Below are 16,601 nucleotides of genomic sequence, written 5' to 3' on the forward strand. Positions count from 1 at the left end.
CGCATTCCCCACCCGCGCTTAGAGTCACGGCCAGTCACCGCGCCGCCCGATTCTCATTTCGGCCCAGCGCTCGACTCGGCCGCTTCCACCGGGAGGCGGCTGTCAGGGGAAAGGACTGGATCGTGCGTCAACGTTCGCTCATCGCCATCACCGCCGCCCTGGCGGCGGGTGCACTCACCCTCACCGCCTGCGGCTCACGCGACGACGACGGCGGCGGCAGCTCGGACTCCGGCAACGGTGGCACCACCGTGGTCATCGGCGTCGACGCGCCGCTGACCGGCGACCTGTCCGCGCTGGGCCTCGGCATCAAGAACTCCGTGGACCTCGCGGCCAAGACCGCCAACAAGGACAAGTACGTCGAGGGCGTCACCTTCAAGATCGAAGCCCTCGACGACCAGGGCCAGGCCTCCGTCGGCCAGCAGAACGCCACCAAGCTCGTCGCCAACGACGACGTCCTCGGTGTCGTCGGGCCGCTGAACTCCTCCGTCGGCGAGTCCATGCAGAAGGTCTTCGACACCGCCAAGCTGGTCGAGGTGTCGCCCGCCAACACCAACCCCGCCCTGACCCAGGGCGTGAAGTGGCAGACCGAGAAGGTCCGGCCGTACAAGTCGTACTTCCGCACCGCGACCACGGACGCCATCCAGGGCCCGTTCGCCGCGCAGTACGTCTTCAACGACGCCAAGAAGAAGAAGGTCTTCGTCATCGACGACAAGAAGACCTACGGCGCCGGCCTGGCCGCCACCTTCACCGAGGAGTTCAAGAAGCTCGGCGGCGAGGTCGTGGGCACCGAGCACATCAACCCGGAGAGCAAGGACTTCAACGCCGTCGCGACCAAGGTCAAGAACTCCGGCGCCGACGTCGTCTACTACGGCGGCGAGTACCCGCAGGCCGGCCCGCTGAGCAAGCAGATCAAGGAAGCCGGCGCCAAGATCCCGCTGGTCGGCGGTGACGGCATCTACAGCGCCGACTTCATCAAGCTGTCCGGTGCCGCCGGCACCGGCGACCTGGCCACCTCCGTCGGCGCGCCGGTCGAGGAGCTCCCCTCCGCCAAGGAGTTCGTCGCCAACTACAAGGCCGCCGGTTACAAGGAGGCCTTCGAGGCCTACGGCGGCTACTCCTACGACTCCGCCTGGGCGATCATCGAGGCCGTCAAGAAGGTCGTCGAGGACAACGACGGCAAGCTGCCCGACGACGCCCGCGCCAAGGTCGTCGAGGCCATGCAGAACGTCTCCTTCGACGGTGTGACCGGCAAGGTCTCCTTCGACGAGTTCGGCGACGCCACCAACAAGCAGCTCACCGTGTACTCCGTCAAGGACGGCAACTGGGCCACCGTGAAGTCCGGCACCTTCACCGGCTGACCGCCGCCCGCACCACTTTCACGAGCCGCGCGGGGCGCTGTTCCACTGGCGCCCCGCGCGGACTCGCATCCGGCCCCATCCGTCGAATATTCCGAAAGTCTCGGAGGACATGCGGTGAACGAACTGCCGCAGCAGCTGGTCAACGGCCTGCTACTGGGATCCATGTACGGCCTGGTCGCCATCGGCTACACAATGGTCTATGGCATCGTCCAGCTCATCAACTTCGCCCACGGCGAGATCTTCATGGTCGGCGCCTTCGGCGCCATCACCGTCCATCTGTACGTCTTGCCCGACGGCACCTCCATCTGGGTCGCGCTTCCCCTGATGCTGCTCGGCGCCGTGATCGTCTCGGTCCTGGTCGCCATCGGAGCGGAACGGTTCGCCTACCGTCCCCTGCGCGGCGCGCCCCGCCTGGCACCGCTCATCACGGCCATCGGTCTCTCCCTCGCGCTCCAGCAGGCCGTCTGGGCCTTCTACCCCGAGGCGAAGTCCAAGCTGGCCTTCCCGCAGATCGAGGGCGGCCCCTTCTCCATCGGCGGCGCCACGATCCAGACCGGCGACATCTTCCTCCTCATCGCCGCGCCCATCAGCATGGCCTTCCTCGCCTACTTCGTGATGCGCACCCGCACCGGACGCGGCATGCAGGCCACCGCGCAGGACCCGGACACCGCCAAGCTCATGGGTGTCAACACCGACCGCATCATCGTGATCGCCTTCGCCCTCGGCGCCGTCTTCGCCGCCGTCGGAGGTGTCGCCAGCGGTCTCAAGTACGGCCAGATCGACTTCAAGATGGGCTTCATCCTCGGCCTCAAGGCGTTCACCGCGGCAGTCCTCGGCGGCATCGGCAACATCTACGGAGCCATGATCGGCGGCCTGGTCCTAGGCGTCGTCGAGACCCTCGCCACCGCCTACATCGCCGACATCCCCGGCCTGGACCAGTTCGGCAGCCAGTCCTGGGCCGAGGTCTGGGCCTTCATCCTCCTCATCCTCGTGCTGCTGTTCCGGCCACAGGGCCTGCTCGGCGAGCGCGTTGCGGACAGGGCGTGACACCGATGACCACAGACACCACCGCTTCGACCACCGTGGCCGCTCCCACCAAGAGCGCTCCCACCGGCCTCATCGGCATCCCCCAGCACATCGGCCGCGCCCTCGCCACCGGCGGCAGCGCCCTCGCCGTCGTCTCCACCTTCCTCGCCTGGACCTGGACCGCCGCGTTCCCCGGCGACCTGACCTTCTACGGCTACCCGGGCGGACTCCAGGTCCTGGTCCTCGTGGGCGGCCTGCTCGCCACGCTGTTCGGGCTCGCCTCCTACGGCGTGAAGGGGCTGCGCTGGCTCACCCCGGCCGGCGCCGACGCGGCGGTCAAGTACGCCGTGCTCGGCACCTTCGTCACCGCCTGGTACACCGTCCTGGCGATCAGCTTCCAGCTCGGCGGAATCGTCAACCTGGAACCGGGCGGCTACCTGGTCGCCGCCGCGACGCTCACCGCCCTCCTCGGCGCCCTCGCGCTGCCCTTCGAACGGCCCGAGCCCGACCCCATCGACCCCGACGAGACGGGCTGGGAGCGGTTCCGGCACGACGCCGGCCACGCCTGGGCCACCTTCCGGGCGGCCTTCGCCTCCGACAGCCCGCGCCCCGTGCGCACCCTGCCGTCCTACGTCGAGATCCTGATCATCGTCGGCATCCTGGCGCTCGCCCTGGTCGTCTTCACGTACGGCATCGGCACCGAGTACGACGAACTCTTCGTCGGCTTCCTGATCACCGCCGGTTTCGGCTTCAGCGCCCTGAACCGCTCGGGTCTGATCGCCCACGCCTCGCAGATCACCGCACGCCACACGAACATCACCGTCTGCGGTGCCTTCATCGCGGCGGCCTGCTTCCCCTTCACCCAGACCGACGACCAGTACGCGACCCTCGGCGTCTACATCCTCATCTTCGCCACCGTCGCCCTCGGCCTGAACATCGTGGTCGGACTCGCCGGCCTGCTCGACCTCGGTTACGTCGCCTTCCTCGGCGTCGGCGCCTACGCGGCGGCCCTGGTCTCCGGCTCCCCCAGCTCGCCCTTCGGCGTCCACTTCCCCTTCTGGGCCGCCGTGCTCGTCGGGGCCGTCGCCTCGCTGATCTTCGGCGTGCTCATCGGTGCCCCGACGCTGCGGCTGCGCGGCGACTACCTCGCCATCGTCACCCTCGGCTTCGGTGAGATCTTCCGGATCGCCGTCAACAACACCGACGGCACCTCCGGACCCGACATCACCAACGGCTCCAACGGCATCGCCTCGATCCCGGACCTGAACATCTTCGGCTTCGACTTCGGGATCCAGCACGACATCGCCGGCTTCACGATCGGCCGGTTCGCCAACTACTTCTTCCTGATGCTGCTCATCACGGCCGTCGTCGTGCTCGTCTTCCGGCGCAGCGGCGACTCCCGCATCGGGCGCGCCTGGGTCGCCATCCGCGAGGACGAGACCGCGGCCCTCGCCATGGGCATCAACGGGTTCCGGGTCAAGCTCATCGCCTTCGCCGTCGGCGCGACCCTCGCCGGTCTCGCCGGCACCGTCCAGGCGCACGTCACCTACACCGTGACCCCCGAGCAGTACCTGTTCGCCGGCACCACCCCGCCCAACTCCGCCTTCCTGCTCGCCGCGGTCGTCCTCGGCGGCATGGGCACCATCGCCGGACCCCTCATCGGAGCGGCGCTGCTCTTCCTGATCCCCAACAAGCTCCAGTTCCTGGGCGACTACCAGCTCCTGGCCTTCGGTCTCGCCCTCGTCCTGCTGATGCGCTTCCGGCCCGAGGGGCTCATCCCCAACCGGCGCCGCCAGCTGGAGTTCCACGAAGAGGCCGACGCGCCCACAGTCCTGAGCAAGACAGGGGCCTGACCACCATGACCACCGACACCACCACCAAGGACACCACCCCGGGCGCGCCCGCCCCCGGTGCCACCGTCCTCGACGCACGCGGCGTCACCATGCGCTTCGGCGGCCTGACCGCCGTCCGCGACGTCGACCTGACCGTCCGCAGCGGCGAGATCGTCGGCCTCATCGGCCCCAACGGCGCCGGCAAGACCACCTTCTTCAACTGCCTCACCGGTCTGTACATCCCGACCGAGGGCGAGGTCCGCTACCAGGACAAGGTGCTGCCGCCCAAGCCGTTCAAGGTCACGGCCGCCGGCATCGCCCGGACGTTCCAGAACATCCGGCTGTTCTCCAACATGACCGTCCTGGAGAACGTCCTCGTCGGCCGGCACACCCGCACCAAGGAGGGCTTCTGGTCGGCCGTCCTGCGCGGGCCCGGCTTCCACCGGGCCGAGGCGGCCTCCCGGACCCGTGCCATGGAGCTCCTGGAGTTCGTGGGCCTGGCCGACAAGGCGGACCACCTCTCGCGCAACCTGCCCTACGGCGAGCAGCGCAAGCTGGAGATCGCCCGCGCCCTCGCCAGCGACCCCGGCCTGCTGCTCCTCGACGAGCCGACCGCCGGCATGAACCCCCAGGAGACCCGGGCGGCCGAGGAGCTCATCTTCGCCATCCGCGACCAGGGCACCGCGGTCCTCGTGATCGAGCACGACATGCGGTTCATCTTCAACCTCTGCGACCGCGTCGCCGTCCTCGTGCAGGGCCAGAAGCTGATCGAGGGCGACCCGGCCACCGTCCAGGGCGACGAGCGCGTCATCGCCGCCTACATCGGTGAGCCCATGGAGAACGACCCCGGCGCCGCCGAAGCCGCCGAAGTCGAGGCCGCCGAAGCGGCGGCCGAATCCGCGGCCGAGGCAGAGACCGCCCCGGACGCCGCGCCCGGCAAGGAGAACGACCGATGACCGCACTCCTCGAAGTCGAGGACCTCAAAGTCGCCTACGGCAAGATCCAGGCCGTCAAGGGCATCTCGTTCAGTGTCGAGGCGGGCGAAGTGGTCACCCTCATCGGCACCAACGGCGCCGGGAAGACCACCACGCTGCGCACGCTCTCCGGGCTGCTGAAGCCCGTCGGCGGCCAGATCAAGTTCAACGGCAAGTCGCTCAAGAAGATCCCCGCCCACAAGATCGTCTCCCTCGGGCTCGCCCACTCCCCCGAGGGGCGGCACATCTTCCCGCGCATGACCATCGAGGACAACCTCCGTCTCGGTGCCTTCCTGCGCAGCGACAAGGCGGGCATCGAGCAGGACATCCAGCGCGCCTACGACCTCTTCCCCATCCTCGGGGAACGCCGCAAGCAGGCCGCGGGAACCCTCTCCGGCGGTGAGCAGCAGATGCTCGCCATGGGCAGGGCCCTCATGTCCCGGCCCCAGCTGCTCATGCTCGACGAGCCCTCCATGGGTCTTTCGCCGATCATGATGCAGAAGATCATGACGACCATCGCCGAGCTGAAGTCCCAGGGCACCACCATCCTGCTCGTCGAGCAGAACGCCCAGGCGGCCCTCTCCCTGGCCGACCACGGTCACGTCATGGAGGTCGGCAACATCGTCCTCTCCGGCAGCGGACAGGACCTGCTCCACGACGACTCGGTCCGCAAGGCCTACCTCGGCGAGGACTGAGACACCCGCACACGGCTGAGGCCCGCGCACCCCGTCACGGGGTGCGCGGGCCTCAGCCGTACGCCGTCCTGATTCCCGGGTCAGCCCTTGGACGCCTTCTTCTCCTCGGCGTCGTCGATGACCGCCTGCGCCACCTGCTGCATCGACATCCGGCGGTCCATGGAGGTCTTCTGGATCCAGCGGAACGCGGCCGGCTCGCTCAGTCCGTACTGCGTCTGGAGCACGGACTTGGCGCGGTCCACCAGCTTGCGCGTCTCCAGCCGCAGACTCAGGTCCGCGACCTCGCGCTCCAGCTCCTTCAGCTCGGTGAACCGTGACACCGCCATCTCGATGGCCGGCACCACGTCGCTCTTGCTGAACGGCTTGACCAGGTACGCCATCGCGCCGGCGTCCCGCGCCCGCTCCACCAGGTCGCGCTGCGAGAACGCGGTCAGCATCAACACCGGGGCGATACTCTCCTCGGCGATCTTCTCCGCCGCCGAGATGCCGTCCAGCTTGGGCATCTTCACGTCGAGGATCACCAGGTCGGGCCGGTGCTCCCGCGCCAGCTCCACGGCCTGCTCACCGTCACCGGCCTCACCGACGACGGTGTACCCCTCCTCCTCCAGCATCTCCTTGAGGTCGAGCCGGATCAGGGCCTCGTCCTCGGCGATGACGACGCGCGTCGTCAGCGGAGGCACGTGCGACTTGTCGTCGTCGGGCACGTCTACAGGCTGGGGCGACTCGGGGGCGCTCACGTGGGCTCCTTGGTGCGGGGCAGACCGGTACTGCTGACAAGAGCGTACCCAGCTGCGATAAGGTGGGGACACGGCGGGTGACCGTCGACCTTCGTTTTGTAGGGCGCCCCGGTAGCCCAGCGGTAGAGGCAATGGTCTCAAACACCATCCAGCGTCGGTTCGAATCCGACCCGGGGTACTTTTCCTCTATATTCAAGGTCACCATTTGACGGCGGATGTTCCCCTTTCGGGTGAACATCCGCCTTTGTCGTGCGCCTTTGTCGTGCGTCGTGCGGGAAGGCTACGCGGAGGTGTCGTCCTCGCCGATGCGGTGCACGCGGACGAGGTTCGTGGAACCCGGAACCCCCGGCGGGGAACCGGCCGTGATGACGACCGTGTCACCCACCTCGCACCGGCCGTAGCCGATGAGCAGTTCGTCGACCTGGTCGACCATCGCGTCCGTGGTGTCCACATGCGGGCCGAGGAAGGTCTCCACGCCCCAGGTGAGGCTCAGTCGGGAGCGGGTGGCCGGGTCGGGGGTGAAGGCGAGCACCGGGATCGGGGAGCGGTAGCGGGAGAGACGGCGGGCGGTGTCGCCGGACTGGGTGAAGGCGACCAGGAACCTGGCGCCGAGGAAGTCGCCCATCTCGGCCGCCGCGCGGGCGACCGCGCCGCCCTGGGTGCGGGGCTTGTTGCGTTCGGTGAGGGGCGGCAGGCCCTTGGCGAGGATGTCCTCCTCGGCCGCCTCCACGATGCGCGCCATGGTGCGGACGGTGTCGATCGCGTGCTTGCCGACGCTGGTCTCGCCGGAGAGCATGACGGCGTCGGTGCCGTCGATGACGGCGTTGGCGACGTCGGAGGCCTCGGCGCGGGTGGGACGGGCGTTGTCGATCATCGAGTCGAGCATCTGGGTGGCGACGATGACCGGCTTGGCGTTGCGCTTGGCGAGCTTGATCGCGCGCTTCTGGACGATGGGCACCTGCTCCAGGGGCATCTCCACCCCGAGGTCCCCGCGGGCGACCATGATGCCGTCGAAGGCGGCCACGATGTCGTCGATGTTCTCGACGGCCTGGGGCTTCTCGACCTTGGCGATGACGGGGAGCCGGCGGCCCTCCTCGTCCATGATGCGGTGGACGTCCCTGATGTCGCGCCCGCTGCGGACGAAGGAGAGGGCGACGACGTCGAAGCCCGTCCGCAGGGCCCAGCGGAGGTCGTCCTCGTCCTTCTTGGACAGGGCGGGGACGGAGACGGCGACACCGGGGAGGTTGAGGCCCTTGTGGTCGGAGACCATGCCGCCCTCGACGACGGTGGTGCGCACGCGGGGGCCGTCGACGGCGGTCACCTCCAGGGTGACCTTGCCGTCGTCGACGAGGATGCGCTCACCGGGGGTGACGTCGCCGGCGAGGCCCGCGTAGGTGGTGCCGCAGCCGTGGCGGTCGCCCTCGGCGCCCTCCTCCACGGTGACGGTGAAGGTGTCGCCGCGCTCGAGGAGTACGGGGCCTTCGGTGAAGCGGCCGAGCCGGATCTTCGGGCCCTGGAGGTCGGCGAGGAGGCCGACGCTGCGGCCGGTCTCGTCGGCGGCCTTTCGCACCCGGTGATAGCGGTCCTCGTGCTCGGCGTGCTCGCCGTGGCTGAGGTTGAAGCGGGCCACGTCCATGCCGGCGTCGACCAGCGCTTTGATCTGATCGTACGAATCGGTGGCAGGGCCCAGGGTGCAGACGATTTTCGCTCGGCGCATGAGTCGACCCTAGGGCTTACCGACGGGTAGCGATTTGGCGGCGCGTGACGACTCAACGGCCTGTCGGTGAAAGGTTGTTGACAAGTGCGGAGTTGTGCGCCCGCGCGCTCCGGCGAGCATGTGGCGAACGGGTGAGTCCGCCGGCCCCTCCGCCCGGGCTCCGGGCGCTGCCCGGCGTACACCCCGAGCGGGCGGACGGCCGGCCTGCCCCGCCTGTCCCGCGGCGGCCCCGCCCGCGACCGGATCCACACCGGATTCGCGACTCGGGGGGCTGTTCCGGTCGACGTGTTCAGGTCAGAATCATCGGGCGAGTCTACGCGCGTTGTTCGTTGTGGTGCGAGAGGAACCTGATATGCCGTTGAACCGCCGGAAGTTCTTGACGAGGTCCGCCGCGACGGGGGCGGGGGTGACGCTGGCGGGTGCGGCGGCTCCCGCCGCCGCGGCGGCCGGCACGGGACGGGGGAGGAAGCCGGTGAAGCGGTACGCGCTGACCGTGATGGGGACCACCGACCTGCACGGACACGTCTTCAACTGGGACTACTTCAAGGACGCCGAGTACACCGACGCGGCCGGCAACGCCCAGGGGCTCGCGCGGGTGTCGACGCTGGTGAACCGTGTCCGTGAGGAGAAGGGCCGGCACAACACGCTGCTGCTCGACGCGGGCGACACCATCCAGGGCACCCCGCTGACGTACTACTACGCGAAGGTCGACCCGATCACCGCCGAGGGCGGTCCGGTGCACCCGATGGCGCAGGCGATGAACGCGATCGGGTACGACGCGGTGGCGCTCGGCAACCACGAGTTCAACTACGGCATCGAGACCCTGCGGAAGTTCGAGGAGCAGTGCGACTTCCCGCTGCTGGGGGCCAACGCGCTGGACACCAGGACGCTGAAGCCGGCCTTCCCGCCGTACTTCGTCAAGACGTTCCGGGTGAAGGGCGCTCCCCCGGTGAAGGTCGCGGTCCTCGGGCTGACCAACCCGGGCATCGCGATCTGGGACAAGGCGTACGTGCAGGGGAAGCTGACCTTCCCGGGCCTGGAGGAGCAGGCCGCGGTGTGGGTGCCGAAGCTGCGGTCGATGGGCGCGGACGTGGTCGTGGTGTCGGCGCACTCGGGCTCCTCGGGCACCTCGTCCTACGGCGACCAGCTGCCGTACGTGGAGAACGCGGCGGCGAACGTGGCGCGGCAGGTGCCGGGGATCGACGCGATCCTGGTCGGGCACGCGCACGTGGAGATACCCGAACTGCGGGTCACCAACGAGGAGACCGGCCGGGAGGTCGTGCTGTCGGAGCCGCTGTGCTACGCGGAGCGGCTGTCGCTGTTCGACTTCGAGCTGGTCTTCGAGCGGGGCCGCTGGCGGGTGGAGTCGGTGCGGGCGTCGCTGCGTGACGCGGCCACGGTCGAGGACGACCCGAGGATCACCCGGCTGCTGCGTGACGAGCACGCCGAGGTGGTGGCGTACGTCAACCAGGTGGTGGGGTCGGCGACCGAGACGCTGACGACGGTGGAGGCGCGCTACCGGGACGCGCCGATCATCGACCTGATCGGCAAGGTGCAGGAGGACGTGGTGCGGGCGGCCCTCGCGGGCACCGCGTACGCGTCGCTGCCGGTGCTCTCGCAGGCGTCGCCGTTCTCCCGCACCTCCGAGATCCCCGCGGGCGAGGTGACGATCCGGGACCTGTCCAGCCTGTACGTGTACGACAACACGCTGGTGGCGAAGCTGATGACGGGCGCCCAGATCCGGGACTACCTGGAGTACTCGGCGGAGTACTTCGTCCGGACGGAGGCCGGGACGCCGGTCGACGTCGCGAAGCTGACGAACGCGGGCGGCCGTCCCGACTACAACTACGACTACGTGTCCGGGCTCCGGTACGAGATCGACATAGCCCGCCCGGCCGGGTCGCGGATCCGGAACCTCACGCACGACGGTGTCGCGCTCGACGACGCGCGGCAGTTCGTGTTCGCGGTGAACAACTACCGGGCGAACGGCGGTGGCGCGTTCCCGCACGTCGCGTCGGCGAAGGAGCTGTGGGCGGAGTCGACGGAGATCCGGACCCGGATCGCGGAGTGGGTGACGGAGAAGGGCGTGCTGGACCCGGCGGACTTCGCGTCGGTGGACTGGCGGCTGACGCGGGACGGCACGCCGGTGTTCTGACCGGCGTCCGCCGTCACGGGTGCCTCAGGTCCCGTCCGCCAGGGGGGTGAGCCGCGCGGCTTGCCTGGCGGGCGGGACCTGCCGCGTGCGGGCCTGGAGACCGAAGGTGGTGAAGGCGGTGCGGGCGGGGAGCGGGTAGACGGGCCGCCCGGTGACGTGGTTGAGGATCGTGGCGCTGCGCCAGGCGGCCAGTCCCAGGTCGGGGGCGCCCACGCCGTGGGTGTGGAGTTCGGCGTTCTGGACGTAGACGCTGCCGGTGACGGCGCGGTCGAGGCAGAGGCGGAAGTGCGCGTCGATGCGGGGCCGGCCGGCGCGGTCCCGGCGCAGGTGCGGTTCGAGGGAGCCGAGGAGCCGGTCCAGGGAGCGTGGCCGGTGGCCGGTGGCGAGGACGACGGCGTCGGTGGTCAGACGGGCACGGGTCCGCTGATGGGTGTGTTCGAGGTGGAGTTCGATCCGCGCGCGGTCGGTGCGGTGGGCGGCGCGGACATGGACGGCGGGGGTGAGGACGGTGTCGGGCCAGCCGCCGTGCAGGGTGCGCCGGTAGAGCTCGTCGTGGATGGCGGCGAGGGTGGCGGCGTCGACGCCCTTGTGGAGCTGCCACTGGGCGGGGACGAGCCGGTCGCGGACGGGTTCGGGCAGGGCGTGGAAGTAGCGGGTGTGGTCGGGGGTGAAGTGCTCCAGGCCGAGTTTGGAGTACTCCATGGGCGCGAAGGCCCCGGTGCGGCCGATCCAGTGCAGCCGCTCGCGGCCGGCGGGCCGCCGGCGCAGCAGGTCCAGGTAGATCTCGGCGCCGGACTGTCCGGTGCCGATGACGGTGACGTGGTCCGCGGCGAGGAGGGTGTCGCGGTGCGTGAGGTAGTCGTCGGCGTGGACGACGGGGACGCCGGGTGTGGCGGCGAGGGGGCGCAGGGGTTCCGGTGTGAAGGGTTCGGTGCCGATGCCGAGGACGATGTTGCGGGCGAGGACGCGGCCGGTGGCGGCGGCGCGCCCGTCGGCGTCGAACCGGGTGAACTCGGCCTCGAACAGCGCCCGTCGGGCGTTCCAGCGGACGGCGTCGATGTGGTGGCCGAACCGCAGCGAGGGGAGGTGGTCGGCGACCCAGCGGCAGTAGGCGTCGTACTCGGTGCGGCGGATGTGGAAGTGCTCGGCGAAGTAGAACGGGTAGAGGCGTTCTCTGGCTCTGAGGTGGTTGAGGAAGGTCCAGGGGCTGGTGGGGTCGGCCAGGGTGACGAGGTCGGCGAGGAAGGGGACCTGGACGGTGACGTCGTCGAGGAGCAGTCCGGGGTGCCAGCTGAACCGGGGGCAGCCGTCGTAGAAGGCGGTGCGCAGCGCGGGAATCGGGTCGGCGAGGGCGGCGAGGGAGAGGTTGCAGGGACCGATGCCGATGCCGAGGAGGTCGCGGGGGGTGGTGGAGGTCGTCATCGGGATCCTTCCGCGTGCGCCCGGTGGACCAGGGTGAGCAGGTCCGCCAGGTCGTCGGTGCTGGTGGTGGGGTTGAGCAGGGTGGCCTTGAGCCAGAGCCTGCCGTCGGCGCGGGCGCGGCCGAGGACGGCGCGTCCGGTGACCAGGAGGTGCCGGCGCACGTCCGCGACGCCGCTGTCGTCGGCGTGGGCGGGCCGGAAGAGGACGGTGCTGATGGCGGGCTGGTCGTGCAGGTCGAAACGGGGGTCGTCGTCGACGAGGTGGGCGAAGTCCCCGGCGAGGGCGCAGACCCGGTCGACGAGGGCGCCGAGTCCGCTGCGGCCGAGGGTCTTGAGGGTGACGGCGGCCTTGAGGACGTCGGGGCGCCGGGTGGTGCGCAGGGACCGTCCGAGGAGGTCGGGGAGTCCGGCCGCGGTGTCGTCGTCGGCGTTGAGGTAGTCGGTGGGGTGGTGCAGGGCGGTGAGGTCCCCGGCGTCACGGACGGTGAGGAGTCCGGCGGGGACGGGCTGCCAGCCGAGTTTGTGCAGGTCGAGGGTGACCGTGTGAGCGGCTTCGAGCCCCGCGAGCCGGTGCCGGTGGAGGTCGCTGAAGAGCAGGCACCCGCCGTAGGCGGCGTCGATGTGGAGGCGGGCGCCGTGGGCGGCGCAGCGGGCCGCGATCTCGGGCAGGGGGTCGATGAGTCCGGCGTCGGTGGTGCCCGCGGTGGCGGCGACGAGGTGGGGCCCCGGCAGGTGGGTGAGGGCGTCGTCGAGGGCGGCGGGGTCGAGGGTGCCGGCGGGGGCGGGGATCTCGACGGGGTCGGGCAGGCCGAGGAGCCACGCGGCGCGGGGCAGTGAGTGGTGGGCTCCGGCGGCGTGCACGAGCCGTACGGCGGCGCCCCGCGCCTCGCGGGCGAGGAGGAGGGCGAGCTGGTTGGCCTCCGTGCCTCCGGTGGTGACGAGGCCGTCGGTGTGGCCGGTCTCGCGGGCGAGGGCGCGGGTGAGGAGGCTCTCCAGGGCGGAGGCGGCCGGGGCCTGGTCCCAGGAGTCGAGGGAGGGGTTGAGGACGCTCGCGGCGAGGTCGGCGGCTGCCGCGACGGCGAGGGGCGGGCAGTGCAGGTGGGCGGCGCACCAGGGGTGCGCGGGGTCGGCGGCGCCCTCGGCGAGGACCCGCACGAGGGTGTGCAGGGCGCCGGGGTCGCCCTTCTCCGGCAGGACCTCGCCGACGGCGTCCCGGACGGTGGCGGTGACCGCGTCCGGTCCGCCGGCGGGCAGCGGCCCTCCCCGCGCCTGTCCGCCCTCCCGCAGGGCGGCGAGGACGGTGGCGAGCAACGGCCTCAGGTGGTCGGGGCCTTGGGGGCCCGAGGCGAGGGGCGGCGGCGTGCGCATGGCTGTCCTCCGGGGCGGTGCGCGGGAGGGCTCCAGCTTGTACGGGAAGGGGGTGCCGCGCCCGGAAAGCCCGGGGATCAGACCCAAAAGGGGGTACGTCCCGGTTGATGGGGAACGTGGGGGGCGCCTCCGGACGGATCGGAGGCGCCCCCCACCGGTGCCGTGCTACGCCTGCCGTACGCGCAGGGCGCGGGCCAGGTCGTCGAGCTGGTCGGCGAGTTTGCGGCGCAGGGCGGGCGTCGGGTCGGCCTTGCGCAGGCACTTCTCGCCGAGCTCCAGGGTCTCGGCGTCGACGGCGTGGGCGGGGAAGGCCCAGCGTCCGGCGGCCTCGGCGATGGCGGGTCCGCGGCGGGCGGCGAGGGCGACGGCCTCCTTGTAGTAGCGGGCCACGTAGGGGCGTACGAGGTCGGCCTGTTCGGGCTGCCAGAAGCCGCGGGCGGTGGCGGTGAACAGGTAGTTGGACAGGTCGTCGGAGCCGAAGAGGGCTTCCCAGGCGCGGGCCTTGGCGTCCGCGTCGGGCAGGGCGGCCCGGCAGCGGGCGGCGCCCTCCTGGCCGGTGGCGCTGGGGTCCCGGTCGAGTTCGGCGGCGACGGCGGCCTCGTCGACGGCGCCGAGCACGGCGAGGCGGGCCATGACCCGCCAGCGCAGCTCCGGGTCGAGTTCCGGGCCGCCGGGCACGGTGCCGTCGGCGAGCCAGGCGGCGATCGGCTCGGGACGCGCGGCGACGTCGATGAAGTGCCGGACGGCGATCAGCCGCAGCCCGGGGTGGTCGCCGTCCTCGGTGCGCCGGATGAGGTCGCGGCACAGGCCGGTGAGGGTGGCGAGGGCGGCGGGCCGCTGGTCGGGGGTGACGTAGCGGTCGGCGACGTGCACGCAGGCGAAGGCGAGGACTCCCTGGACGAGGGCGAGGTCGGTCTCCTCGGGCAGGTGGGCGGCGGCGGTCGCCAGGTAGTCGGCGGGGGCGAGTTCGCCGTCGCGGACCATGTCGCGCAGGGCGTTCCACACCACGGCGCGGGTGAGCGCGTCGGGGATGCCGGACAGTCCGCGCAGGACGGTCTCCAGGGAGGTCTCGTCGAGGCGGATCTTGGCGTAGGTGAGGTCCAGGTCGTTGGGGACGACGAGGGCCGGCCGGGTGCCGGTGCGCGGCTCGGGGGCGCCGTCCCGGGGCACGTCGGTCTCGTAGCGCTCCCGCAGCAGGAGGCTGCGGCCGTCGTGCAGGTCGCGGTCGTAGACGCCGACGGTGACGCGGTGGGGGCGGTCGCCGTCGCGGCCGAGTGCGAGGCTCCACTGGCCGGGGCGGGCGTCGACGGAGGCGGTGAGGGTGTCGACGCCGGTGGTGCGCAGCCAGGCGTCGGCCCAGGCGTGGACGTCGCGTTCGGTGGCGGCGGCGAGGGAGTCGATGAAGTCGGCCAGCGTGGCGTTGGCGAACCGGTGCCGCTGGAAGTGGATGTTGATGCCGGCGAGGAAGTCCTTCTCGCCGAGCCAGGCGACGAGCTGGCGCAGGGCGGAGGCGCCCTTGGCGTAGGAGATGCCGTCGAAGTTGAGCAGGGCGGAGGCGGTGTCCGGGACGTTCCCGGGGGCGACCGGGTGGGTGGTGGGCCGCTGGTCGGCGTCGTAGCCCCAGGCCTTGCGGGAGACGCCGAAGTCGGTCCAGGTGTCGGTGCCCCTCCAGCGGGGCGGCTGCCCCCCGGGCCCCCCGGGCGCGACCTCGTTGAGGGTCTGGTAGCCCATGTACTCGGCGAAGGACTCGTTCAGCCAGATGTCGTCCCACCACTTGAGGGTGACGAGGTCGCCGAACCACATGTGGGCCATCTCGTGGGCGACGACCATGGCGCGGGTCTGGCGCTCGGTGTCGGTGACGGCGGAGCGGAAGACGAACTCGTCGCGGAAGGTGACCAGTCCGGGGTTCTCCATGGCGCCCGCGTTGAACTCCGGGACGAAGGCCTGGTCGTAGGAGTCGAAGGGGTAGGGCTCCTCGAACTTCTCGTGGTAGCGGTCGAAGCAGGCACGGGTGATGTCGAGGAGCTCGTCCGCGTCGGCGTCCAGGTACGGGGCGAGCGAGCGGCGGCAGTGGATGCCGAAGGGCAGTCCGCGGTGCTCGGTGCGCACCGAGTGCCAGGGCCCGGCGGCGACGGCGACGAGGTAGGTGGGGATGAGCGGCGTGGGGGCGGCCCGCCACACGCCGTCGCCGGTGTGCTCGGTGACACCGTTGGCGAGGACGTTCCAGCCCTCGGGCGCGGTGACGGTGAGGTCGAAGACGGCCTTCAGGTCGGGCTGGTCGAAGGCGGCGAAGACCCGCTGCACGTCGTCCAGGAACAGCTGCGTGTAGACGTACGTCTCCCCGTCGGTGGGGTCGGTGAAGCGGTGCATGCCCTCACCGGTGCGGGAGTAGCGCATGCTCGCCTCGACGCGCAGTTCGTGTTCGCCCGCGGTGAGGTTCTTCAGCGGCAGCCGGTTGCCGTCCAGGGCGTCGGGGTCGAGGGGCTGTCCGTCGAGGGTGACGGAGCGCAGCTCGGCGGGCTTGATCTCGACGAACGTGTCCGTGTCCGCGCGGGCCCCGAACCTGATCAGGGTGCGGGAGTCGAACGTCTCGGCCCCGGCGGTCAGGTCGAGGTCGATCGTGTAGCGGTGGACGTCGAGGAGCTGTGCTCGGTTCTGCGCTTCGTCGCGCGTCAGTACGGACATGCGGGCCATGCTGCCTGATGGCGCGGCCCGGGCACAGGGGCGGATCGGGTACGCGGCCTATGTCCGGTCCCGTTCGAGCTCCCCGGTCTGCGCCCCCGCGGGCCGTCCGGGCGCCATGTGCGCGTGCGGGTGGGGCAGGGCGGGGTGCGCGGGGGCCGGGTTGCGTTCCTCCAGCCGGGCGCGCAGGGCGCGGACCTCGGCCTCCAGGGCGAGCCGGCGCTGATGGGCGTCGTAGAGGTGGCGGATCTTGGTGCGCAGGGCCCACGGGTCGACGGGTTTGGTGACCAGGTCGGCGACGCCGAGGCCGTACGCGGCGGCCCCGAGCTGCCGGTCGCGGGCGAAGCCGGTGAGCAGGACGACGGGGATGTGCTGGGTCTGTTCCAGGCGCCGCATGTACCGCACGACGTCCAGGCCCCCGGTGCCCGGCATGTGGACGTCGAGGAGCAGCAGACCGACGTTTCCCCGCAGGAGTTGTTTGAGGGCCTCGTCGCCGCTGGTGGCCCGGCCCAGCAGATGACCCAGCGGGGCCAGGGCGCTCTCCAGCGCGTAGAGGGTGTCCTCGTGGTCGTCGACGATGAGGATGCGGGCGTTGGGCGGCATGGCGCACGTCCCTCCTCGTAAGGGACCGGATGA

12 protein-coding genes and 1 tRNA gene are annotated in these 16,601 nt (G+C 71.0%); 7 read left to right on the forward strand and 6 right to left on the reverse strand.

Features of this window, described 5'->3' with window-relative positions; genetic code table 11:
- The first annotated feature begins 122 nt into the window (after positions 1-122).
- From IE118_RS01140 to IE118_RS01160, 5 genes are all read left to right on the forward strand, one after another.
- A complete protein-coding gene (locus IE118_RS01140; protein ID WP_189555299.1) occupies positions 123-1,358 on the forward strand; it encodes a branched-chain amino acid ABC transporter substrate-binding protein in 1,236 nt (411 codons plus the stop codon).
- A gap of 114 nt (positions 1,359-1,472) precedes the next feature.
- A complete protein-coding gene (locus IE118_RS01145; protein WP_189555300.1) occupies positions 1,473-2,405 on the forward strand; it encodes a branched-chain amino acid ABC transporter permease in 933 nt (310 codons plus the stop codon).
- A gap of 5 nt (positions 2,406-2,410) precedes the next feature.
- Positions 2,411-4,237 (forward strand): branched-chain amino acid ABC transporter permease, encoded by a 1,827-nt coding sequence (locus tag IE118_RS01150; protein WP_189555301.1) that lies wholly within the window; start codon positions 2,411-2,413, stop codon positions 4,235-4,237.
- Between the two features lie 5 nt (positions 4,238-4,242).
- Positions 4,243-5,172, forward strand: a complete 930-nt coding sequence (locus tag IE118_RS01155) for an ABC transporter ATP-binding protein (RefSeq protein WP_189555302.1) — start codon at positions 4,243-4,245, stop codon at positions 5,170-5,172.
- Positions 5,169-5,885 (forward strand): ABC transporter ATP-binding protein, encoded by a 717-nt coding sequence (locus IE118_RS01160; protein WP_189555303.1) that lies wholly within the window; start codon positions 5,169-5,171, stop codon positions 5,883-5,885. The genes IE118_RS01155 and IE118_RS01160 overlap by 4 nt, the downstream gene beginning before the upstream one ends.
- An 80-nt stretch (positions 5,886-5,965) precedes the next feature.
- Here IE118_RS01160 and IE118_RS01165 read toward each other — a convergent pair whose 3' ends face one another.
- Positions 5,966-6,622, reverse strand: a complete 657-nt coding sequence (locus IE118_RS01165) for an ANTAR domain-containing response regulator (protein ID WP_189555304.1) — start codon at positions 6,620-6,622, stop codon at positions 5,966-5,968.
- 105 nt (positions 6,623-6,727) lie between these two features.
- On the opposite strand from IE118_RS01165, the gene IE118_RS01170 reads away from it, so the two are divergent.
- A tRNA-Leu gene (locus tag IE118_RS01170) sits at positions 6,728-6,800 on the forward strand.
- Positions 6,801-6,902: 102 nt separating this feature from the next.
- Here the strand turns inward: IE118_RS01170 and pyk are convergent.
- On the reverse strand, positions 6,903-8,339 hold the full coding sequence (gene pyk, locus IE118_RS01175) for a pyruvate kinase (RefSeq protein WP_189555305.1): 1,437 nt from the start codon (positions 8,337-8,339) through the stop codon (positions 6,903-6,905).
- 352 nt (positions 8,340-8,691) lie between these two features.
- On the opposite strand from pyk, the gene IE118_RS01180 reads away from it, so the two are divergent.
- Positions 8,692-10,494 (forward strand): bifunctional metallophosphatase/5'-nucleotidase, encoded by a 1,803-nt coding sequence (locus IE118_RS01180; RefSeq protein WP_189555306.1) that lies wholly within the window; start codon positions 8,692-8,694, stop codon positions 10,492-10,494.
- Positions 10,495-10,518: 24 nt separating this feature from the next.
- On the opposite strand, the gene IE118_RS01185 is transcribed toward IE118_RS01180, so the two are convergent.
- The 4 genes from IE118_RS01185 to IE118_RS01200 form a co-directional block, all read right to left on the reverse strand.
- Positions 10,519-11,916: a lysine N(6)-hydroxylase/L-ornithine N(5)-oxygenase family protein gene (locus tag IE118_RS01185; RefSeq protein ID WP_189555307.1), complete on the reverse strand. Its 1,398-nt coding sequence runs from the start codon at positions 11,914-11,916 to the stop codon at positions 10,519-10,521.
- Positions 11,913-13,283: a pyridoxal phosphate-dependent decarboxylase family protein gene (locus IE118_RS01190; RefSeq protein WP_189555308.1), complete on the reverse strand. Its 1,371-nt coding sequence runs from the start codon at positions 13,281-13,283 to the stop codon at positions 11,913-11,915. The genes IE118_RS01185 and IE118_RS01190 overlap by 4 nt, the downstream gene beginning before the upstream one ends.
- 165 nt (positions 13,284-13,448) lie before the next feature.
- Entirely contained in the window at positions 13,449-15,977 is a 2,529-nt protein-coding gene (gene pepN, locus IE118_RS01195) for an aminopeptidase N (protein WP_189555309.1), read from the reverse strand.
- A 48-nt stretch (positions 15,978-16,025) separates the two neighbouring features.
- A complete protein-coding gene (locus IE118_RS01200; RefSeq protein ID WP_189555310.1) occupies positions 16,026-16,568 on the reverse strand; it encodes a response regulator in 543 nt (180 codons plus the stop codon).
- Between the last annotated feature and the right edge of the window lie 33 nt (positions 16,569-16,601).

The sequence above is a fragment of the Streptomyces pilosus genome (assembly GCF_014649835.1).
GTDB lineage: Bacteria > Actinomycetota > Actinomycetes > Streptomycetales > Streptomycetaceae > Streptomyces > Streptomyces pilosus.